General features: G+C 51.8%; 22 protein-coding genes. 1 reads left to right on the top strand and 21 read right to left on the bottom strand.

The genetic code is table 11. The features are described 5' to 3' along the window. Positions 1–182 precede the first annotated feature (182 nt). The 16 genes from OCL06_RS08750 to OCL06_RS08825 all read right to left on the bottom strand — a co-directional run bounded on the left by OCL06_RS08750 (position 183) and on the right by OCL06_RS08825 (position 13,599). On the bottom strand, positions 183–626 hold the full coding sequence (locus OCL06_RS08750; RefSeq protein ID WP_262993550.1) for a type II secretory pathway component: 444 nt from the start codon (positions 624–626) through the stop codon (positions 183–185). After that, entirely contained in the window at positions 610–1,458 is an 849-nt protein-coding gene (locus tag OCL06_RS08755) for a type II secretion system protein (protein WP_262993552.1), read from the bottom strand. Before OCL06_RS08755 ends, OCL06_RS08750 begins: the two co-directional genes overlap by 17 nt. Further along, positions 1,458–2,009: a prepilin-type N-terminal cleavage/methylation domain-containing protein gene (locus OCL06_RS08760; protein ID WP_262993554.1), complete on the bottom strand. Its 552-nt coding sequence runs from the start codon at positions 2,007–2,009 to the stop codon at positions 1,458–1,460. Before OCL06_RS08760 ends, OCL06_RS08755 begins: the two co-directional genes overlap by 1 nt. Further along, entirely contained in the window at positions 1,999–2,559 is a 561-nt protein-coding gene (locus OCL06_RS08765; protein ID WP_262993556.1) for a prepilin-type N-terminal cleavage/methylation domain-containing protein, read from the bottom strand. Before OCL06_RS08765 ends, OCL06_RS08760 begins: the two co-directional genes overlap by 11 nt. A gap of 17 nt (positions 2,560–2,576) precedes the next feature. Further along, positions 2,577–3,095 (bottom strand): type II secretion system protein, encoded by a 519-nt coding sequence (locus OCL06_RS16170; RefSeq protein WP_308446005.1) that lies wholly within the window; start codon positions 3,093–3,095, stop codon positions 2,577–2,579. Between the two features lie 82 nt (positions 3,096–3,177). Then, a complete protein-coding gene (locus OCL06_RS08775; protein WP_262993884.1) occupies positions 3,178–3,777 on the bottom strand; it encodes a prepilin-type N-terminal cleavage/methylation domain-containing protein in 600 nt (199 codons plus the stop codon). Between the two features lie 99 nt (positions 3,778–3,876). After that, a complete protein-coding gene (locus OCL06_RS08780) occupies positions 3,877–4,395 on the bottom strand; it encodes a hypothetical protein (protein ID WP_262993558.1) in 519 nt (172 codons plus the stop codon). Between the two features lie 3 nt (positions 4,396–4,398). Then, on the bottom strand, positions 4,399–5,622 hold the full coding sequence (locus OCL06_RS08785; RefSeq protein WP_262993560.1) for a type II secretion system F family protein: 1,224 nt from the start codon (positions 5,620–5,622) through the stop codon (positions 4,399–4,401). Continuing rightward, complete coding sequence (locus tag OCL06_RS08790) at positions 5,609–7,369, bottom strand: GspE/PulE family protein (protein WP_308446006.1); 1,761 nt, start codon at positions 7,367–7,369, stop codon at positions 5,609–5,611. The genes OCL06_RS08785 and OCL06_RS08790 overlap by 14 nt, the downstream gene beginning before the upstream one ends. Continuing rightward, complete coding sequence (locus OCL06_RS08795) at positions 7,359–8,429, bottom strand: tetratricopeptide repeat protein (protein ID WP_262993564.1); 1,071 nt, start codon at positions 8,427–8,429, stop codon at positions 7,359–7,361. Before OCL06_RS08795 ends, OCL06_RS08790 begins: the two co-directional genes overlap by 11 nt. Beyond that, the gene (locus OCL06_RS08800; RefSeq protein ID WP_262993566.1) at positions 8,426–9,340 is read right to left on the bottom strand and encodes an ExeA family protein; all 915 of its coding nucleotides are present in this window, start codon (positions 9,338–9,340) and stop codon (positions 8,426–8,428) included. The genes OCL06_RS08795 and OCL06_RS08800 overlap by 4 nt, the downstream gene beginning before the upstream one ends. A 2-nt stretch (positions 9,341–9,342) precedes the next feature. After that, positions 9,343–11,016, bottom strand: a complete 1,674-nt coding sequence (gene mshL, locus OCL06_RS08805; RefSeq protein WP_262993568.1) for a pilus (MSHA type) biogenesis protein MshL — start codon at positions 11,014–11,016, stop codon at positions 9,343–9,345. A gap of 1 nt (position 11,017) precedes the next feature. Then, a complete protein-coding gene (locus OCL06_RS08810; protein ID WP_262993569.1) occupies positions 11,018–11,392 on the bottom strand; it encodes a general secretion pathway protein GspB in 375 nt (124 codons plus the stop codon). Then, entirely contained in the window at positions 11,385–12,032 is a 648-nt protein-coding gene (locus OCL06_RS08815; RefSeq protein ID WP_262993571.1) for a type II secretion system protein GspM, read from the bottom strand. Before OCL06_RS08815 ends, OCL06_RS08810 begins: the two co-directional genes overlap by 8 nt. Next, entirely contained in the window at positions 12,029–12,646 is a 618-nt protein-coding gene (locus OCL06_RS08820) for a PilN family protein (protein ID WP_262993573.1), read from the bottom strand. Before OCL06_RS08820 ends, OCL06_RS08815 begins: the two co-directional genes overlap by 4 nt. After that, on the bottom strand, positions 12,646–13,599 hold the full coding sequence (locus tag OCL06_RS08825) for a type IV pilus biogenesis protein PilM (protein WP_262993575.1): 954 nt from the start codon (positions 13,597–13,599) through the stop codon (positions 12,646–12,648). The genes OCL06_RS08820 and OCL06_RS08825 overlap by 1 nt, the downstream gene beginning before the upstream one ends. Positions 13,600–13,921: 322 nt before the next feature. Here OCL06_RS08825 and glpK point away from each other — a divergent pair, with 322 nt between their 5' ends. Continuing rightward, positions 13,922–15,406, top strand: a complete 1,485-nt coding sequence (gene glpK / locus OCL06_RS08830; protein ID WP_262993577.1) for a glycerol kinase GlpK — start codon at positions 13,922–13,924, stop codon at positions 15,404–15,406. On the opposite strand, the gene OCL06_RS08835 is transcribed toward glpK, so the two are convergent. The 5 genes from OCL06_RS08835 to OCL06_RS08855 all read right to left on the bottom strand — a co-directional run bounded on the left by OCL06_RS08835 (position 15,403) and on the right by OCL06_RS08855 (position 21,802). Further along, the gene (locus OCL06_RS08835; RefSeq protein ID WP_262993579.1) at positions 15,403–16,722 is read right to left on the bottom strand and encodes a M1 aminopeptidase family protein; all 1,320 of its coding nucleotides are present in this window, start codon (positions 16,720–16,722) and stop codon (positions 15,403–15,405) included. The two genes, glpK and OCL06_RS08835, sit on opposite strands and share 4 nt — an antisense overlap. A 214-nt stretch (positions 16,723–16,936) precedes the next feature. Beyond that, positions 16,937–17,503, bottom strand: coding sequence for a single-stranded DNA-binding protein (locus OCL06_RS08840; RefSeq protein WP_262993581.1), 567 nt, complete (start codon positions 17,501–17,503; stop codon positions 16,937–16,939). A gap of 234 nt (positions 17,504–17,737) precedes the next feature. Continuing rightward, positions 17,738–19,300: a sodium/sugar symporter gene (locus tag OCL06_RS08845; protein WP_262993583.1), complete on the bottom strand. Its 1,563-nt coding sequence runs from the start codon at positions 19,298–19,300 to the stop codon at positions 17,738–17,740. A 314-nt stretch (positions 19,301–19,614) separates the two neighbouring features. Further along, positions 19,615–20,754 (bottom strand): galactokinase, encoded by a 1,140-nt coding sequence (galK, locus tag OCL06_RS08850; protein WP_262993585.1) that lies wholly within the window; start codon positions 20,752–20,754, stop codon positions 19,615–19,617. Beyond that, a complete protein-coding gene (locus OCL06_RS08855; RefSeq protein WP_262993587.1) occupies positions 20,747–21,802 on the bottom strand; it encodes a UDP-glucose--hexose-1-phosphate uridylyltransferase in 1,056 nt (351 codons plus the stop codon). The genes galK and OCL06_RS08855 overlap by 8 nt, the downstream gene beginning before the upstream one ends. Positions 21,803–21,935: the final 133 nt, after the last annotated feature.

The raw sequence follows: 21,935 nt of genomic DNA on the forward strand, positions 1-21,935 counted from the left end.
CGCGCGAGCTGGAGATGAATGAATAGCGCATGCAGCGTGAAGTCGATGGTCGTTCACACACTTTAACAATGGGGGCTATTTTCAGCAAGTAAACAGCCGCGCTAAGGCAATAAAAATAGGTGTTTTTTTCAAATATCGTCAGGTGTTCTAAACAGCACCCCAAAAGGCGTAGAAATAGCCGGTTACTGAGGCACGAATTCACTGTCGGTGACGGTATGACTAACCCAGCCGTCACGGGTCTGGCACTGGCCGGTACTTTCTAACCGGTACAGGTGATAATTCACGCCCCCGTTATCCACCACCGTCGTGGTGCATCGCGCCTGATAACTGCACAACTGCAGGCCGTGGATATTCGTGAAACTGGCCGAACTATTAATGGTGGTGTTGCAGGTGGCGGGGGAAGCGCCAATCGGCAGCGCGGTAGCCGCAATATGACCCAGGCCACTGCGTGCCGCCATGTGCGCGCGGGTGCCGACCACATCATGCACGACCGATTGCGAGGCCGATGAGATCATAGTGACCAGCGTAATGCCCAGCAACGATAGCACAATAATCACAAACAACGACATCACCAGCATGCTGCCGCTCTGACGGGCCTTCGGATGGTAATTACCGGCGGTAGCCAAGACGTACCTCCCTATGCCAGTTCAGAGTTTCCTGGTCCTGCTGAACCTGCAGTCTCAGTTGCACCGCAGCGTCACGTTCCGCGGTCGCGGGAATGTAAACAAAGGGGTCACTAGCCGAGGCACCCAGAGACGGATTAGCTGATAAGGTGTTGACGACATTGGTGGTCAGTCGGGGGTAGGACAGACTGCCACTGGCCTGGGTAGTCCCTATGTCATTGTCAAAGCGAACCAGGGTATTGTTAAGTACACAGTAGTTCACTGAGCCATCCACGAAGTAGAGTTTGGAATCAGGCGACTCTCCCGCAAAGGCACTATTGACAGTTATCTGGATTATGTCGTCGCTGTCATCGCGGGTAGCACAGCTTCCGTCGCCATCGTCGTGACACTGGGTTATTTCCTGAACCTTGTTATTGGATGCGTTATACACATCGGCGCTCGATTCAGGGTTTACCACCATAGCGGTGCCTGGCTGCACCACATATACGTTACCCCGGGCATCTACCGGAAATACAGCATCCACCACGGTGTCGGTACTGGGCTGAAGGGGAAGGTTGGTATAATGCGTCGAAAACAGGGCCGGCACGAACTCAATGCAATGCTGGCTGGCGTTCCCGCCTATTCGCACGCTTCCCGGTACCGCCGCTTGTAACTCCCGGGCCATTCTTTCAATCGCGAATCGTGAGGACGTTAACAGTTTGTCGCGGGTTACAACATCAATATACACCTGCATGGAGCTACTGACAAAGCTCCCTGTCCCCACGCCGACGATGCCTAACACGAGGATTACCGCCACCAGTTCAATCAGTGTAAAGCCGGTATTTTTACTTCCCATCAGTGATTCCACCTGTGGGCTGTAAATGAAATAGCTTCATTGAGGGGCGTAGTCACCGTGACGCTGACCAACTTAACATTCCCAGTATAAGCGCCGCTCCCATCACGCACACCATCAAGGTTGTCGTCATAGAATACCTGCACCGCCACCGCAAATCCTGCAAATGCTGCGTTGCCACCGGCTGAAACCGCCTGGCCACGGCTATCCTGTATGCTGGAGCCACTCACACTCAGGCCATGAAAATCGTCCACATCATCGAAGTTACTTCGGGTTTCGCCGCTGTCCGGCCCTAACCCACTGCTGGGGGTGCAGGGCGTAGCTTCATTACACCGTGACCCGGGCGCACTCGCAGCTGAGTTTTCATCAAACCGCGTCCGCATAATTTCTTGTAGCAGGGATTCGGCCAGATGACTGGCCCGGGACTGGACCACAGGATCGACGCTGCGGCTTGCCTGTGACATCACCAGGTTTACCACAATGACAATCACAATACTGAACACCACCATGCCGGCGACCAGCTCAATGAGAGTAAAGCCTCTGTCAGCACGCATAAATAAAGCCTTCCCGCTCCACACACACTGACGCAGTATCGGCACCGGTAAAGGTTACCTCACAACCGGAAAGACAATTGAAATTGTTAGTTAACGGACGGCCAAGGTTGGTAAAGCCCATAAAGGTAATTTGTCCGCGGCCTTCCCGAGTTGCCATAGTGACGCTTTCGCCGCTAATTTCGGCTGAGTTGGCTTGTAAGTAATCGGGCGCGCGCAGCGCAATAGAAAGAGAGCACGATGAGCTTTCCTGCCCGGCACTATAATTACTGGTGGACGGACCAAATGCCGGACTGCTGCCGTTTTGGAATACCAGCTGGTAGCAAAAACCCGCTCTGTCATCCTGCATAGCACGGTATTGCATATGCCGTAGCGAGGAAATTAAGCGTTGCTGAAGGGTATATTCGGTGTACCCGGTATTGTCCTGAAACCGCGCTGCGGCGGTCACCGCGATGACGGCAATGACGAGGAGGGTTACCACTAACTCAATCAGTGTAAATCCCACCTGCTGGCTGAATTTACACTGATGAGAAAGCCCGGTAGCGGGCTTCATTACGCAGGTTGCTCTAATTAGCAGCCGCTGTCTTCAATATCGTACGAAGGTGTTCTTCCTGCAGAGCTCGGTTCGGTATACAGCAAGTAACAACGGGTTGCCGCTGCGGTAGAATACGCGACGCCATTCGGTGTAATTGCGAATGTACCTGCAGGGGGAACGGTGGCTGTGCCTGTACCGGATCCGGCAGTAATATCCCAGTCGTCACTGCTAATTTCTACCCAGTTATCAACCCAGCTTATAGTGAGCATACTCTCCGCATCGGGGTAACCGAAGTCAGTCTGCACATCGCCGTTATCTAAGGTTACTTCAGTGGTGTTGTCACCTGCATTAGCATTGCGGTTTTCACCAGCCAGTGCGGATTTAGCATACACCAGCTGAGCGCCACCCTGGACTGCTGCTTTCAGGCCACCCAGTGTAGAGGCACGGGCATCGCTTTGAAAATCCACAAAACGGGGGGCAGCGGTGACCGCTAAAATTCCCAGAATCACTATTACTACAATTAATTCAATTAAAGTGAAACCACGGTTGCTCATTGTTCTTTCTCCTAAAAATCTTTCCAAAGTATCACATGCTCTTGGTCACTATTAAAGCAAACTTTAGTCTATTTTCTGATACTTAGTTACGTGTAAAGGTTACTACCTGGCCAATACGCGGGTCATAAATAAAGCCGTTACCCACGGTATTATCACTCGGCGCTGCTGACTGGCTTTTGATTGTCTGACTCAGATAGTAATAACACACATCATTCCCGCCGACGCCGCCGCCCGAACTCAATGAAGTGAAGTAACGGAAGCCTTCAAACGGTTGTAACGAAAAATCTGAGGTAATGGTAGGTGCACTTTGCAGAATTAAATTAAAAATACTCACACAGTCTTGCACGGTAATGCTGGTGTCTTCGGTGCTGCTGTCGTTACTGAGCTGCCCGGTGGGATAGCCGGTATCCTGATCCACCCCTACGGTGACACCGTCCAGCACCACAAAGGTCTGGTTCGTCGCATTATTTTCCTGTGGACGGCCCTGCAACTCCCATTGTGCGCGAACCAGGCCTACGCCGGTAGCATAACCTCCCGCCACGCCCTCAACCGTGGCATCTTCGGCGTCTTCTGTCACATCCAGAAAACGGGGAATTGCCACAGCGGCTAACAGCCCCAGCAATACCACTACGATTACTAACTCGATAAGTGTAAAACCTCGCACACTTGCCGGGGCCATCATTTGTTTGTTTGTAGAGTTCACAGCCTTCTCCTGCTTTATAGCTCAGCACAGGGCGTTGTTATGCACACTGCGCATTAATCTGGCATGCATTGCCAGACTTTATTGAGTTCCTTCCAGCGACACCTTGCCCCGATAAATATGGTAATCGAAGTACGGGCCACGACTTAACCGAAAACGACAACGGGAATTTACCGGTTCGTTGTCCACCAATTCGCCGCGATAGTATTCGCCTATCACACGAAACCCATCTACCTGCATGGGTACGTTCAGTAACATTTTCCACAGCTTGTTGCAGCCTTGGCTGCTGGCTTCTACCCAGGGCACCCCAAGGTGGGACATTCTTACCGGGCGTCGGTCCCGCTCTTTCCCCTGGCTGTCGTAATGAATTAACATGATCATTTCAGGGCGGCCCTCGGCCTGCCATTTCCAGTGGGCGTTGGTGGCGCTACTCTCAACTTGTTTGCCGTACTGCGCCAGAATTCTGGCTTTTACATCGGGTTCGGCAGAATTGAAATAAACAATAAAACTCACCATGGCTAGTGCAAACACCACAATCACCGCAATATTGATATAAAGCCGGCGTAACCCATGTTCAGCACGCTCGTTTTTTGTCACCACGTGTTAGTTCCCTTTAATAGCACCCATCATGTCCCACATAGGCGTGAATATTCCCAATGCCAGTACTAATACCATGCCAGCTACAATAACAATCAGAATAGGTTCAATTTTTGCGGTCAGGCTTTTTAACTCGAAGTCGACTTCCCGCTCGTAGAACTCCGAGGCTTCTTTTAATAGTTCATCGACCTGTCCGGTTTCTTCCCCGACCCGAATCATCTGCATCACCATGGGGGTAAACAGTCCGCTACTGGCACTTACTCTGGCTAAACTCTCACCTTTTTCAATACTTTTTCTCATGGTGGTAATCTTGTCAGCCATATAGGCATTGTCTACCGCGTCAGCAGTAAGATTTAACGCCGTGGTCAGTGGCACACCACCCCGTAACATCATGGCAAAACTGCGGCAGTACCGGCCTAGCAAAGACCGCCGGAAAATAGACCCAACTACCGGAAGCTTCAGCTTATTTTTATCCCACTTGTACCGGCCTGCAGTGGAGTTGATGTATCTGTGCAACGCAAACAGTCCCAGCCCCAGCACTATCAGTATTAACCACCAAAAGTTAATCATAAAGTCAGACATGCCTATCAGCGCCCGGGTAACTAGCGGCAATTCGGCGTCAAACTTCGCAAACATTGTGCTGAATTTTGGGATAACAAATATATTCATAATCACAAAAGCAATGCTAATCGCGACCACCACAAAAATAGGATAGCGGGTGGCCGCTTTAATTTGCTTACGGGTTTCCTGCTCCCGCTCCAGGTATTCAGCCAATTGCGCAAAAGCTTCATCGAGGCGGCCGGTGTTTTCACCCACGTGGACCACACTCACGAACATGTGCCCAAAAATTTCACTATGCTGATTTAGCGCGGAGGAAAAGTTACGTCCCCTTTCCAGATGCGCAATAACATCTTCCAGCGCTGCCCGCAGACGTTTAGACGTACTCGACTCAGCCAAGCCTCCCACGGCACGAAGAATAGGGATACCCGCTTTGGTGAGTGAATACATCTGACGACAAAAGATAACCAGCTCATCAAGACGGACGCCAGGTAAGAACCAGTCGCTGATATCCTGCCCCTTGCTGCTATCGTCGTCCTGAGACTTAATGCTCAAAGGAATGACATTGCGGGCGCGTAATAAACGGACGGCACTTTGTTCGTCTGCAGCTTCAATAACCCCGTTACTCAAGCTGCCAGATAATTCACGTCCGGTATATTCAAATTTCGCCATCGTGCGTTCCGTCGGTCGAACTAGCAGCTTCCGGTTCCTCGGCCACCGGTGCCTCAGCGACCATTTCCACCAGCCGCAGCACTTCGTCTACCGTAGTAATGCCCATCTTAGCGTAGGTGAGTGCGGCATGAGAAAGCGGTCGGTAATGTGGACTCTTGTACGCAGCGTCACTGAAGCCTGCGGTATCGCCGGCTTTAAGTGCATTCATCATGCTTTCGGTCATTTCCAGCAGCTCGAAAACGCCTACCCGGCCACGATAGCCGGTTTGGTTACACTTCTGGCAACCCATACCCTGCTGGAAGGTGATGTTGGCAACGCCTGCATCGATGTTACTCAGCCAGAACTGTTCTTCCTGGGTAGGTGAGTAGGGCTTGGCACAACTATCACAAATCCGCCGTACTAATCGCTGGGCGACAATGCCCCGCAGTGAACTGGCCACCAGGTAACCCGGTGCGCCCATATCAATTAGACGTATAGCACTGGAAACCGCATCATTGGTGTGCAAGGTAGTTAACACAAGGTGACCGGTTAAGGCGCCTCGCAAACCAATTTCAACGGTTTCCTGATCCCGCATCTCGCCCACCATAATGATATCGGGGTCCTGACGTAACGTGGTGCGCAGTATTTGCGAGAATGATAAATCGATTTTACTGTTTACCTGCACCTGATTGATGCGCGGCAGTCGGTACTCCACGGGATCTTCTACCGTAATTATCTTTGACGCGGCTTTGTTAAGCTCACTGAGGGCGCCGTACAGCGTGGTGGTTTTCCCTGAACCGGTGGGCCCGGTGACCAGGATCATACCGTGAGGGCGGGTAAGCAATGTGCGAAAACGTTTCAGGATAGGCGCCGGCATACCGGTCTGATCCAAGGTTAGCAAACCGGCAGACTGATCCAGCAGACGCATAACCACCGACTCCCCCGCCTGCACCGGCATGGTAGAAAGTCGCACATCAATGCGATGCCCTTTTACGCGGATTTGGGTGCGGCCATCCTGCGGAAGTCGTTTCTCAGAAATATCCAGTCCGGCCATTAGCTTTAGGCGTAACACCAGTGCTGCAGCAATATTCTTCTCAGGAATGAGGTTTTCCTGCAACATGCCGTCTACCCGCTGGCGGATCCGCAGCTGGTTTTCATCCGGCTCAATATGAATATCTGACGCTTTGGCCATTACCGCGTCTTCAAAAATAGATTGCAATAATCGCGCTACTGCCGTGTCCTGTTCGTCTTCCAGCCCGGCGGCCAGCTCAAACTCGTCTTCTGTGGTGTACTCTTCTGCCAGCTCCTGCGCAAATGAAGCGATTTCCTCGGTTTTACGGTAATAGCTCTCATAGGCGTTAAACAACTGCTGTTCGCTGACTACCGCTAAATCAAAAGGCTTATTTAACAGACTGGACAGGTTATCCACGGCATTAAGATCAGCCGGGTCGGTCATTCCGACCAGAAAGCTGTCACCCCGGTCTTCAATAACCAGTGCACGGTATCTGCGCGCCTGTATTTCCGGTAGCCGCTTAACCGCCTCCGGATCAATGCGGTAATGCTCCAAATCAATCAAGGGAACATTTAAGTGAGCTGACAATAGTTCCAGCAACTGATGCTCTGTGACCATACCCAAGGCAATAAGGGTTGCCCCAAGTTTACGCCCGGTCTGGCGCTGTTCAGCCAGCGCCTGCATCAACTGCTCTTCGGTAATCAGATTTTGCTGGACCAGCAGGTCACCTAAGCGCAGGCGGGGTTTATTCATCATGGTCTCCGGCTAATACCGTTATACGTTGCCGCATAAACTGCTGAACATCCGTATTTAACTCCCCCCGCGAGAGCGCCTGGCGGTAGGCATTCAGTGCAACCTTAGCCTGACCAAGATGGTCAGCACTCGTTGCCACGCCGAGCCACCAACGGGATTCATCAGGGGCCCGCGCCACCAGCAAATGATAGTCAGTAAGTGCCTGTTCGAAGCGTTGTTCTGTTTGTGCCAGTGACGCTCGGAATGCTATCAAATCGGTACTCACAGGAAGATAATCTTCAGCCGTGGCTAATACTTGTCTGGCTTGTTCGGTTTGCCCCTGTTGCTGGTACAAGCGTGCCAGCATCAGACGCACGCTGTGGTCGGCAGGGAATTTGTCCAGCGTGGCAATGAGTTGATCCCGGGCCGGTCCGGCCTGACCATTCGCAAACAAGACCGCCGCCAGCTTTTTGCGCACTGCGACATTATCCGGTTGAGCCTCTGCCAGTTCCCGCATCAGAGTGATGGCTTCGCGCTTGTCCGGACTGTCCAGTGCCAGCCGGATCCGTTCCCGTAGGTTCTGGTACTCCTGCGTGCCGTTTTTGGCAGTCAGCGTGAACTCACCTTGTTCTGCTGCAGTGTCTTCCGCGGCTGTGGTCTCTGCACTTGCGGTGTCGGCCGCTGTCCCGGGCTGCTCACCACTCAGGGGCTTTTCACTGGCCAGCAAATCTTCTTTTCTGCCCGCCTGCCCCGCGACGATTTCGCTTATGGGGCGGGTTAATATAGATTGCTTCTTAGGCTTTGCGGGGACTGGTTTTGCTACTTCTATCGGTTTTGCGGTCACCGTGTTTGTCTCTTCGGCGGGCACCACTTCTACCGTTTGCGGTACCGACGGGGCTTCTACGCGTTCGGGCATGGTGAGTAATGCCACTGCCACCACCAGCACGGCAACGGTGACCAGTGAATACACCCAAATGCGTAATGGTTGCGCCTTTTTCTGCGCCGGGGGACGATAATTGCTGGGCGCGCCTGTCTCGGCGTCACGGGATTCCAAATCTTTCAGCATTTTATTAACTACACTCACTCCAGGCCTCCCAGGTGCCATACTGCCATTATTACTACGAGCGTACACAGGGCGGCAATCCCCACGAATGCTGCGGGTGACAGGCTTCGCCCGCCCACCGGCTCGGCCGCTTCCGTATCGGCTATAGCGGCCAGTACGTGGCTGCGCTCAACCTGTGTTTTCCCCTCTCCATATGCCAGCATCAGGGCCTTATGACACAGTACATTGACGATGCGAGGCGTGCCCCGGCTGGCGTTATAGAGCAACTGGCAAAGCGGGGCCGGGAATAATTCTGCGCCGCGGTAACCAGACACCGCCATCCGGTGCTGTACATACTGATGCACCTGATCGGCATCCATCAGCCGGAGCGCATAGCTGAAGGTGATCCGTTGTTTAAGTTGCCGCAATTCCTCGAGGGCCAGCTTTTCATCCAGTTCCGGCTGGCCGAATAGCACTACCTGTAAGAGTTTGCGCGACTCAGTTTCCAGGTTAGTCATCAGCCGCAGCGCCTCTATGCTCTCGGTAGGTAACGCCTGGGCTTCATCAATAATTAATACCGCACTTTTTTGCTGTTGATGAATAGCTATCAGGCGTTCCTGAATTTTTTGTGTGAAAACCTGCTGGTCGCTAGTGATACCCAGCTCTACACCCAATTCAGCGGCGACCGAACGACGTAATTCATCGGGTGATAACATTGGATTAGGGATGTAGGCCGCCTCAAAATGATCAGGCAGTTCATTGAGCAGCTTGCGGCATATCAAAGTTTTCCCAGTGCCGACTTCGCCGGTGACCTTAATGAATCCTTCACCGGTTTTCAGTGCGGTAAGCAGTACCTGTAACGCTTCGTTATGACTGGGCAGCCCGAAAAAGTAGCTGGTATTCGGCGTGAGCGTGAACGGTAACTCGTTAATGCCAAAATGATAGAGGTACATACCTATTCCACGTATAACCAGTCGGCCATGGTCTCCCGACTGCGTTCCATTTGCTCAGTCCAGGTGTCTGCACCCACTACCGTAGGCTTCAACAGAATAATCAGTTCTTTTTTGGTTTCCTGTTGCCGTTTGTTGGTAAACAATTCACCCAGAATAGGAATATCACCCAACAACGGGGTCTTTGATTCGGTATCCCCACGGGTCGTTTGCATTAACCCGCCAATCACCACAATTTCTCCTGATGCAGCACGAATAATGGTGTCAGACTCACGAATCGTACTCTGTGCGAGCGGCAGCACCAGGCGTTCGCCATTGACCGTGACAATTTTCTGTTGTTCCTGGGTTTCGATTACCGACGGGTGCACATGCAGTAACACACTGCCTTTGTCATCAATCTGTGGCGTAACATCCAGCGCGATCCCTGAGAAAAACGGCGTGAGTTCGACGTTCGGGGTCACTGAGGTCGCTGTAGGCGTCACGACGTTCTGGCTGGACACCTCAGTCACAAAATACTCATCATCGCCTACTTTAATGACCGCTTTCTGGTTGTTAATGGCGGTCACTCTCGGGCTGGACAATACCTGCACGTTGCCCTGTGTGGAGAGCAGCGATAACACACCTGAGAAGTCTTCGTTCATAAACGATAGCGAGGTGATCCCACCCAACGAGGTAGTAATACTGTTACCAAAGCTCGCCGCCGTGGTGGACAAGCTGAACCGGGTACTACCTTTGGCAACAATTTCATTCCAGTTAATGCCCTGCTGGTAATCATTATTCAGCACCACTTCCAGGATCCTGGCTTCAAGAATAACCTGCTTTTGTAAGTTTGTTTCAGAGATATTCAGGAAGTGTTTAATGTCCTGAATTTCCGACGGCAACGCCCGTACCGTTACCAGTCCAGCCTGAGGCGTTACAAATACCGCGCGCCCGTCTTCGTCGCCAATCATGCCTTCCAGGCTAACTTTCAAATCGTCCCAGAAATTTGTTTCGGTACGGGTGCTGATGTTTGTGCCATTAGCACTGTTCATCTGTCCCCCGAAATTCCCACCAGAGTCGGAGCCGGTGATATCACTGAATGCGTTGTTGCCACTGCTGTTATTGTTACCGTTCTGTTGAGATACTCCACCGGAGGTAATACTGGTCTGGGTGGCGCCATCGCGTTTCATCATGAGGTAATTAACCGCGAACGTCTCGGTGCGCATACCCGCCGGGCGCACCCGGTATACCGTATCTGAACGGGAAATGTCGTAACCATATAAGTCACTCACCAGCCCCATAATTTGTTCCATGGTGACCTGCTTAAGGGACAGACTAACCTCACCCTGCACTGCGGGGTGTACTGCTACGCTGTATGGCGTGTCGTGCACTAACCCCGAAAAGAACGCCCGTACGCTGACATTCTGTGCGTTGACATCAAATTTTTGTGGTCCGAACAGACTGTCGCTGTTTCCTGACAATGAGGGCGCCGCCAACGTCGCTGCCACTGCATCAGGCATCTGTGTTAACACTGCCTGATTGGCCGGTGACGTTGCATTATGCTGTTGCTGCTGTTCGAGCTGGGATGAAAGGTCCTGTTCGACAGCCGAACGTTCAGGGGCTTCTTCTGGCATCGTCTGACACGCGCCCAACCCGATTGTCGCGGTGATGGCGATTAACCATCTGCCTGTATTGCCCATCTTAAAATTCCTCAAAGGTACTGCGTTTAACCGGCGTCGGTGACGACAGCTGTAATACGGTTTGTGACGCGTTGCTGGCGCCACTTGCCCGCAGTACCACGGTGTTTGCATTTATTTGTTCTATGGTGCTGCCGGCAAGGATGTCCCCTTCGGCAACGACCTGATTATTAATCACGGCCTGACGATTATCAGTGGTAAAAAAAATGGCTTGTAACGTGAGGCTTCCTGTATTGCTCACGCCACTGCCGGATGACATCCCCGCCATCGCACCTGGGCGAGTGGGATCTCGTTCTTCAGCGAACGCGCTCGCCTGAGTCAGAACCGCAGCTCCCAATCCCAAAGCAAATGCCGCGCCGGTTAGAGTAATTTTATTCAACACCAATAAATGCCTTCTCGGTACTTAAGGTATAGACGTCTATCGTGACCTCCGCGTCGGGATAGCTACCGACGGTGTAAGTCATTGAACGCCAATAAAGTTCTGAGGTCAATTGCTCTGCCGAACGCAAAAAATCACGCACGGCAAAATAGCTGCCTGAAAAGGTCAGGGATAACCCATGCTGGTAAACCGCCACGCCTTCCATCTCTTTGCGATGGGCAAAAATGTTCACCGGGGGTAATGAGCGCATGCTGATAAGCTGCAAACCGTCTGCTTGAGAAAACACCTGTTCAATAAGTGCAGGCATCTGATGGGGCAGTACCAGCTCGCCAAGCTGACGGGTAAAAGTCTGTTGCAATTTGGCATACTGAGCTTCCAGCTCTGCCCGTTCCCGTTCTAGCTCGGCATTAGGATCCTGTTGCAGAGCTTCACTGAACGCCACCTGTTGCTGAACTAATGACTGTTGTCGTGCCTGTTCATTTTCCAATTGCTGATTGACCGCCGCCAACTCGTCCAGAGCGGGCTCAATGAAGAAAGTGACCAGCACCAAGAGGATAACCACCACGCCGGCAGCCAGGATCATCACTTTTTCCCGCATCGATATAGCCGCAAACTTTTCCGCGTTGGTTAACTGGCTCATTGCACCCCTCCCTGCTGCGTCTCACTGACGTCAGCCTGTCGGTCGGTCTGAAGGGCAAAATACAGTGCCTCATCCTCACGAATAACACTGGCTGAGTCGAAAGTCCGCCCACTGAATGAAGGGGTTTGAGCCAACCGGTTTAGCCATTGAGGTAGCGCACGCGGGGCAGAGACCTGACCTTCGAGGTACAAAATTGATTCGGAAGCCGAAATTGATTCTAGCCAGAGATCAGTAGATGACTGGGCTGCCAAATCGGTAAGCAATTGGGCAAAGCCCTGTTTTTTTATTACTTCGCGACTGCTCAGTTCTGCCAATAATACGTCCTGCTTAGCGAGAGTATTGCGAAGCATAGTTACCCGCGCTTTCAGAGCAGGGGAAGGCTGGCGGGTGGCCAGTTTTGATTGCAGCATTTGCACATCTTCATCGAGCTGACGGTTTTGCGCCTCAAATGCAGCCAGCCTGTCGGTATTGTCAGACACCGACCAGCGGATCCCTCCCCAGACCAACAGCAGGGTTATGAATAATCCGGCACAAATCCCCACCACGCTGTGTAGCGTCACCAGTTCCAGTTTCGGGTGAAACTGGTTTTGATATAAATTAATACGATGTTTCATCAGGCCGCCTTGCCTTCATATGAAGCACGCTCGGCGTGACGAGCGGGCGCCAGCGCCATACCCAGCGCCGTGAAGTTTAATCGTAGTTTGGACAGCGGCGCATTCACCTGAACATCCGGCTCCAATGCTATAACTTCCGCCGGTATAACCTGATTAATTTGCTGGGCGACTAATGCAGTGTGTGGGGTATCCAGCCGGAGCTGGATTTTGCGTACCGGCGGTTGTCTGAGCTGACTTTCAAAATAGTCCATGGAGCGCTGAACCTGCACACTGAGTGAATCAACCAGGCCCATTTGTAATTCCTGTTCGGAAAAGCTGCCCAGATTCTCAAAGCCTTTCAGACGGCGGCTGACATATAAATGCCCGTTTTTAACGATATTCAGTGACACTTCTTCGCCAGTTTCCTGCACGATAAGCATCAATGGTTCAGCCGTTGCAGGCATGAGTTCACAGGTTGCCAACTCGGCCACGCTGATTTGTACCAGGTTAACGCCTGCTCGCACCGCTTTTTCACTGGCGGCGGCCACCGCTTCCTGAGGGATGGCAAAAATATTGAGCTTTTTATTACCCGCCACGTGCACGTCCAGGTCGGTATAGTCAAAGACCCATTGGGTATCGCTGCCCAGAATTTCTTCCACCGAAAAGGAGAGCGCTGCGTGGACTTCATGGTCCTCCACCGGCGGGCGGTCTACCTGCACCTGACGATATAATTCCAGCGAGAAGGCCAGATATGCCGGGGTGTTACTCAGACCGTGCTGTTCAACCCAGGAGGCAAAGTGCCTACCCCAGTCAGCAAAGGCCACTGTATCTTCTGCATAGACCTCCAACTCTGCGTCTTTCTGGCGTAAAGCACAAAACGTCACTGTTTCCGCGCCAATCGCAATCCCCACAGAAAAGAACTGTGAAGATGACCGCAGTTTCTGTTTAAGGTATGCCCGCCACCCTATTCGCATGTGTGTTGATGTCTTTGAAAAGTTTCAACAATTACAACAGAGTTTAGAAGAAAGTACCAGTAGACTAAAGTGGGCACTCATCACGCACTTATTAGTGCCGCAACCACAACGTGCATGCCCCCCGAAGAATAACCATGACCGGCTCTTTTTATGTCGCCGAGGGGGCTTTATTCCCGATCTATTTTTGCAGGTACAGGCTATATAAATGATCGCCTGCCCGGTGACATCGTTATAAACATAAGCGCTACGCCTGCCTTGTTAATAAATTGCAAATCGGGCACGCTTCTTTATTTCTTGCCGACAGACATCTTGGAGACGCTGCGTGACGGATTATATTCTTGCCATCGATCAGGGAACGACAAGCTCAAGGGCGATTATTTTCGGTGCGGCCGGAGATATTATTGGCGTAGCACAACGAGAGTTCCCCCAATCTTACCCTCAGGATGGCTGGGTCGAGCACGACCCGGAAGCTATCTGGAACAGCGTGACCGATACGCTACGCCAGGTATTCGACAAATGCCCCGTCACGCCCGCAGAAATTAAAACGTTAGGCATTACTAACCAGCGCGAAACCACGCTGGTGTGGAATAAGCATACCGGTGAGACAGTTTATCCTGCGATTGTATGGCAGGACCGCAGAACATCTGAAACCTGTCGCCAGTTAAGTGAGGACACTGCCCTCACTGATTACATTACCGAACGCACCGGCCTGCTACTTGACCCTTATTTCTCCGCTACCAAAATAGGCTGGATCCTCGATAATGTGGAAGGCGCGCGTGAACTTGCCGAAGCAGGCGAGCTTCTGTTTGGCACTGTAGATACTTTCCTTATCTGGCGCCTTACCAAGGGTGCATCCCATGTTACCGATGCAACCAATGCTTCCCGTACCATGCTGTTTGATATCCATTCTCAACAGTGGGACGAACGGTTACTGGATGAGTTCAATATCCCGAAAGCGATGCTTCCAGAGGTACTCGATTGCGCCGCTGAATTTGGCGAGCTGGATGAAAGCCTGTTAGGAACGGGCATTCCCATACAGGGCGTAGCCGGTGACCAGCAGGCCGCGCTGGTGGGTCAGGCCTGTTTTGACAAAGGCATGGCAAAAAGTACCTACGGCACGGGTTGTTTCATGATCCTGAATACTGGCGACACCCCGCTGATGTCGGAAAACCGGCTGCTAACTACGGTTGGATATCGGCTGGATGGCAAAACCACTTATGCACTGGAAGGCAGTATCTTTATGGCGGGGGCCACTATTCAGTGGCTGCGCGATGGCTTGCACTTAATTGATAATGCGGAAGAAACCGAAGCCCTCGCCCAACGGTCAAGACGGGATAACGGGGTGTTTCTGGTGCCGGCATTTACCGGTCTCGGCGCGCCGTACTGGGATCCGGACGCCCGTGGCGCGATACTCGGGCTCACCCGGGATACCGGTATCAGTGAAATTGTTGCCGCAGGCTTGCAGTCAGTATGTTATCAAACCAAAGATCTGCAGAAAGCCATGGAGTGTGATGGAGCTCGTCCGGTTACCCTGCGTGTGGATGGGGGTATGGCAAAGAACGACTGGGTAATGGGGTTTCTGTCAGACATTCTCGGCGCCGAAGTTGAGCGCCCAGTGGTCACCGAAACTACCGCACTGGGGGCAGCGTATCTTGCTGGGTTACAGGCCGGCATATACGACTCAGTGAATACGCTTTCGAAACAATGGTTGTGTGAAACCACATTCAGACCCCGGCTGACCAAAGCCCAGCGGGATCAGGCCTATGAAGGCTGGCAGGCTGCGGTCGCACGGATCCGTTGCTGCTAGTTTGCTGACAATGATAGCTGTTGTATGGCTTCCCTGGGGTCGGATTGTTGTTGCTCAACCACGATTTTAACGTTAGCAGCCAGCTCTTCAGATACCCATTGAGCAACTAGTGTAAGGAACACGTCGCTGGCCTGCTCATCACTGGTTTCGACTCGTTCCCGAAACGCGTTCCACAATGAATAACTGTCCCTGTCACTCTTGGTGCGTAGCGCTGAATCAATCGCCTGATGGATAACCAGTCCGCACGTGTAATATAAATCGAAACGCCCTCGTTCAGCGGCCTCAGCAAGAGGAAAGTCAGTCAGACCGGTGGCGCAATGTTCTTTAAATCTGTCTGTTTTATTTGAGACGTAGAGATTCGTATCAGGATACAAGGCTGACAACGCCAGTGCCGCTGACCACTCTGCATGGCCTTCATGCAGCCAGGACGCCTGTCTTTCCACGATATTATCGCCCTTCCCGCTGCGTTGGTATAGGTGTGCTACTTCGTGAGCAAAAAACCAGAGGGTGTCATTGAGAAACTTACTGGTAGCGACTTTTTCTTCGAGGTTATTCACATTCCAGTGCATGAAGATCTGATTCGGCAGAGTACCGCCTTGGGAGGAGTGTCCTTCAACATTGGCATAAGAAGCGAACAAGGTGGGTTTCTCGCCCTCGACTGGCCCTAACTTCTTCTCAAAATACGTCATTAACGCGGGAATATCAGCCTCTAACGCATGTTTGATTTTCTCCGGCAAGCCAGGGTCTATGACGGCTATTACATTTGGTGTTTCTATTGGCGGTTGTGCGCCTACATACACATTCATGCCGTCACCGCTGTCTATCCAGCTGGTCGAGCCTGTGTGTACCTTTCCTGCGAGGATGATATGTTCGCCCGCCGGTACCTGCATGGACACCCGCCACTGTTGGTTTTCTTCCGAGCAGGTGTCAGCACAGGCAAACAGGCGTCCGGTGTATATCAAAGTGCCACCGTCTGAATAAGGGGAAAACGGCGCGTAATCTTTTGAAAGATGCTTATAGGTGGGGGTGAGTGTGACACTTGCTTTAGTAAAGTCAGTGCCGTCTATCCTGACCAAATACTCTTTATTATCAGCTAAAACCAGATCAAATTCAGATGATTGGGGCGTCCAGCGCGTAGTTCGTGAGTGATCAGGATTCCGTACAAAGCCCAGCCGGGACACTGGTTGTTGCGTTTGGTAGGTTACTGTCCAGTCTCCGGTGGCAGCTTTTACCACCGCAATATCCACCTTCGTATCATCTTGCGCCCAGGCGGGTGCACTCAGACCCAGTAATGAAATAAACCCAATGATCTTCAACGCTGACTTCCTTTTCTTATTGTGGGGCTGTGTGAAATTAAAACTATTTTTAGCTCCAACTTTTTCTGACTACAAGGCGTTATCCACTCTAAAAATATAAAAAAAGGGCTTGTGAAAACAAGCCCTTAATATAGTAAACCTACAATGTTAATTCCCTACCGGAAATCAAAAGGGCTTAATCAAAATTCATTACAGAATATATCTCAGGTAAACGCTAGAACGGGATATCGTCATCAAAGTCGAAATCGGGCTCTGCCATAGGAGGCTGTTTAGGCTGCTGGCTGCCGCCCTGCGGACGTCCGCCTTGCGGGTTACCTTGTGGTGCACCTTGCTGGCCACCCTGATAACCGCCTTGCTGACCGCCACCCTGATTACCGTAGCCGCCCTGGTTGCCTTGCGGGCGTTGCTGATAGCCACCGCCTTGCTGGCCGCCACCGCCGCCTTCACGACCGCCCAGCATCTGCATCTGGTCAACGATCACTTCAGTGGTGTAACGATCCTGGCCTTGCTGATCCTGCCACTTACGGGTTTGCAGCTTGCCTTCAACGTATATTTGAGAGCCTTTTTTCAGGTACTCGCCGGCAACTTCGGCCAGGCGACGGTACATCGTTAACCGATGCCACTCTGTACGCTCCTGTACCTGACCTTGCTGATCTTTCCAGCTTTCGCTGGTGGCCAGACTAAGGTTTGCGACGGCGTTGCCATTGGGCATGTATCTGACTTCAGGATCATTGCCCAGGTTGCCCACCAAAATGACCTTGTTCACGCCTCTGCTTGCCATTGATGTCTCCTGTTATTTACTTGCGGGGCCGGTTTATATACCCGCCACCGATACTGTCATTGTGTTCGCGTACGCGAAAGCCCACAAGTATACCGCAAATTGCCGCAGCAAGATGCAGTTTTTAGAACCCCGAGCCTTTCACTTAATGAAGAGATTAACACAGAATACGCTTACTGTGTGCTGCCTGTTAGACCAGCCGGCACCTGTGTGAGCGCGCCGGCCAGCATGCGGTGATTACCACCAGGTGGTGTAGAACGCCACCAATAGCAGTACCACCGCCAAGGATGCCATATTAAAGCCACTGGTTGTCTTAAAGTTCACTTCATTCAGTTCAATGGCATGTTCGTGTTTGCCGGCTTTTTCACTCAGCGAAACGATGACGGCCAAACCTACACAAAGCAGGAATACCAGCCCTACCCGGTCGATAAACGGCAATGCTGGCCAGAACAACCACAGCAGTAAACTGAAGAAAAACGAGCCCAGTGCGGCGACCAGACCGCCGTTGGCGGTAGTGCGCTTCCAGAACATCCCCAGAATAAACAGCGCACAGATACCGGGAGTAAAGAATCCGGTGAATTCCTGAATATACTGGAATGCCTGATCGAATTGGCCCAGTAACGGCTTCGCCGCCACCATGGCAATAATCAGTGATAACACGCTGACGATCCGGCCTACTTTTACGTAGTGATGCTGGGTTTCATTGGGGCGCTTATCTTTATAGATATCCATCGTGAAGATGGTCGACACACTGTTCGTCATCGACGCCAGCGACGACACAATCGCAGCCACCAGCGCGGCAAAGATAATGCCTTTCAGCCCAATTGGCATTAACGTCATCATTGACGGATAAGCCTGGTCGGGGCGTTGTAAGTCAGGCACCAGCAGCACCGCCGCAATACCTGGTAAAACCACAATTAGCGGCATCAACAATTTCAGGAAGGCGGCGAAAACTATCCCTTTCTGCGCTTCTGCCACGCTCTTTGCAGCCAGCGTACGCTGAATGATGTACTGGTTGAAGCCCCAGTAAGACAGGTTCATGATCCACATCCCGCCGATGAGCACTGACAAACCGGGTAGATCCATATAATGCGGATTGTCTTCAGACAAAATCATGTCGAACTTGCCGGGTAACTGGTCAGTAAGGGTCAGGAATCCCTGCCAGGGCCCGTTACCGTCGCTGATCAGGTTAAGCGCTGTGTACGATAAAAACAGGCCGCCGAAGACCAATAGCACAACCTGAATAATGTCGGTCATCGCCACGGCTTTTAACCCACCGTAAAGCGAATAGGCCAGAGAGAACGCGCCCAGGAAAATCATGCCATACACCATGTCTACGCCTGCAATCGTATTGATTGCCAGTGCCCCCAGCCACAGTACCGCAGTCAGGTTTACAAACACGTACACACCAAGCCAGAACACCGCCATAACTTTACGCACGCGGTGATCGTAGCGCTCCTCCAGGAACTGGGGCATGGTATAAATTTTGTGCTTCAGAAAGATGGGTAAAAAGAACTTACCGACAATAATCAGGGTAATTGCTGCCATCCACTCATATGAGGCAATAGCCAGACCTATCTGATAGCCAGACCCTGACATACCAATAATTTGTTCAGCGGAAATATTGGCCGCTATTAATGAGGCCCCGATGGCCCACCATGGCAGACTGGAACCTGCCAGGAAGTAGTCATTGGTGTCCTTATCATGTCCCTGCTTTTCCCGCGAGACCCACCAGGCAATACCAATCAGTGCCACTACATAAATGACAAATAACGCAATATCCAGCGTTGCAAGTTGCATAATTACATTCCAGTATTTTTGTTGTTGTGTAACCGTAGGGCATGCGGCACGTTAGCACCTTTTATATTTTTCTTATTGGCGTTACACGTGAGACGTAGACTATGAATGTAGCGGGGAACGCCCATTTACTGCAACATTTTTATCACAATTTCTGCGCACATTCATAAACGCCGCCCGTCCCTGCCAGGCGATATCATCATGGCCGGACGCCGCACATGACGGGGAGTTCGACGTACACAGTCGCTTGAAAATAAAAAAACGCTGCGCCTTATAAGGGGTCACAGCGTGAAGGGACACAACAAGTGTACAGGAAGTCAGGCGAAAGCACCCTGAGTAGCAGTGCAATCATAAATATCAGGTTGGTAGCCGGTATTAGCATAGTCGTGGTCCGTTACCGCCGCTTTGACATTGCCAATGAGGTGCTGGGGTACCAGCGCCACTACACAGCCCCCGAAGCCGCCGCCCGTCATGCGCACACCACCCGCACCCTCCAATACCCCAGCTATCAACGTAACCAGATAATCAATTGGCGGCACAGTAATTTCAAAATCGTCGCGCATCGACGCGTGAGATTCAGCCATAGCCTGGCTAACGGCCATAATGTCGTTATTTGCAAGTGCCTCAAACATTAGCTGCGTACGGGCATTTTCAGTAATGATGTGCCGGGCTCGGCGCATGACCGCGTCCGGCATCTCACTGCTATGCTTTCCAAGCATGTCCAGTGTGGCGTCCCTCAGGGAGGTCACTCCCAGCCACTCAGCGGCCTGTTCACATTGCTGGCGGCGTAAATTGTACTCACTGTCCACCAAGCCGCGCTTCACGTTAGAATTCACTATGACAATATGCAGGTTGTCTGGCAGGGTGGAATGTTTGAATGTGAGCGACCTGCAATCCAAAAGCATGGCGTGATCTTCGCGCCCCATCGCCGAAATTAGCTGATCCATAATTCCGCAAGCACAGCCCACAAAATCATTCTCTGCACGCTGTCCTAATAACGCCGCGGTGACGCCATCAATATCCAGTTCAAAAACTTCGGCAATGGCTTTTAACAGCGCAATTTCAAATGAGGCCGATGAACTCAGTCCTGCGCCTTGTGGCACATTGCCAGTCACCACCAGGTTTATTCCCCCAGGTAGCGGATATTGCTGCTGCAGCACTTTTAGCACCCCGCGCGCATAATTTGACCAGGGTTGTGTGCTGTCACGGACGATATTATCCAGGGCGAAAGAGTTTCGTTGCTCTTCATAATCAGCCGCAACCACACAACACTGATTATCATTGCGCTTACCCGCCGCGACCCAGGTAACAAAATTAATTGCGGCAGGGAATACAAAACCCTGGTTGTAATCAGTATGCTCACCGATCAGATTCACCCGCCCAGGAGCATGTGCGACCACCTCTGGCGGCGTATTAAAGTGCTGCTGAAAGGTAGCCTGCAACTCACGTTTATCCATGATCCGGGCCCGCCTGCTTATAGTGAGTGGAGGATTGTTCGCGTAGTCTGATCGCAGCCTGCTCAGGCGTAAGATCCCGCTGCGCCTCTGCCAGCATTTCATACCCCACCATAAATTTTTTCACGCTGGCTGATCGCAAAAGTGGAGGATAAAAGTGGGCATGCAAAGTCCATTCGGGGTGGGTGTTACCGTCAAAGGGCGCACCATGCCAGCCCATGGAATAAGGGAAAGAGGTGCTGAATAAATTATCGTAACGTACTGTTATCTGACCAATAATATCAGCGAGGCTGGTTGCCTGTGTGCTGGTCAGCTCGTCCAGCTTCGACACACTGAAGCGAGGCAGCAACAGTGTTTCAAACGGCCAGGCGGCCCAGTAGGGCACCACCACCAGCCAGTCATCGTTTTCACAGACAACCCGTTCCTGTTTGTCGGCTTCTAATGCTGCATAATCTGCCAGCAGGCTGCGACCATGCTGCTCAAAATAAGCCTGAAAACGTGTCAGTTTAGTAGCAGGCTCGGTAGGCAGATGTGTTTGCGCCCATACCTGTCCGTGGGGATGAGGATTCGAACACCCCATCATTGCCCCTTTATTTTCAAATACCTGTACCCACGCAAAACGTTGACCCAGTTCCCGGGTTTGTTGCTGCCAACAGGCAACAACAGCTTCACGTTCACGCAAAGTCAGTTCCGGCAGAGTTTTACTGTGATCCGGTGAAAAGCAAATGACCCGGCTGCAACCCTGTTCTGTTTGAAACTGCAATAATCCTTCGGTATTCGAGGCATGGGGGGTGTCAGGCCTGAGTGCCGCAAAGTCATTTTCAAATACAAAGGTACCGGTATAGACAGGGTTTTTCTCCCCATTAACCCGGGTATTACCGGCACATAAATAACAGTCTGGATCATGTGTTGGTTTCTGCTCTTGCGCTGGCTCCTCAGACTGCCCCTGCCAGGGTCGTTTGGCACGGTGAGGAGACACCAATATCCAGTCTCCGGTTAACGGATTAAACCGGCGATGGGGATGATCAGTGAGATCGACATGCGGGTTCATTGTTGCAATACCACCCTGATTGACGTGCTGTTCAGCGGTACCGAACGCAGTGGATTAAACGTTTATGCTGACTACTGTAAGAGTTTACCGGCCAGATTCATCTTTTTGCAGGTGATTTCACTCTCTAGGACTT

Origin of the sequence: Alteromonas salexigens, assembly GCF_025628895.1 — a bacterium.
GTDB classification, from domain to species: Bacteria; Pseudomonadota; Gammaproteobacteria; order Enterobacterales; family Alteromonadaceae; genus Alteromonas; species Alteromonas salexigens.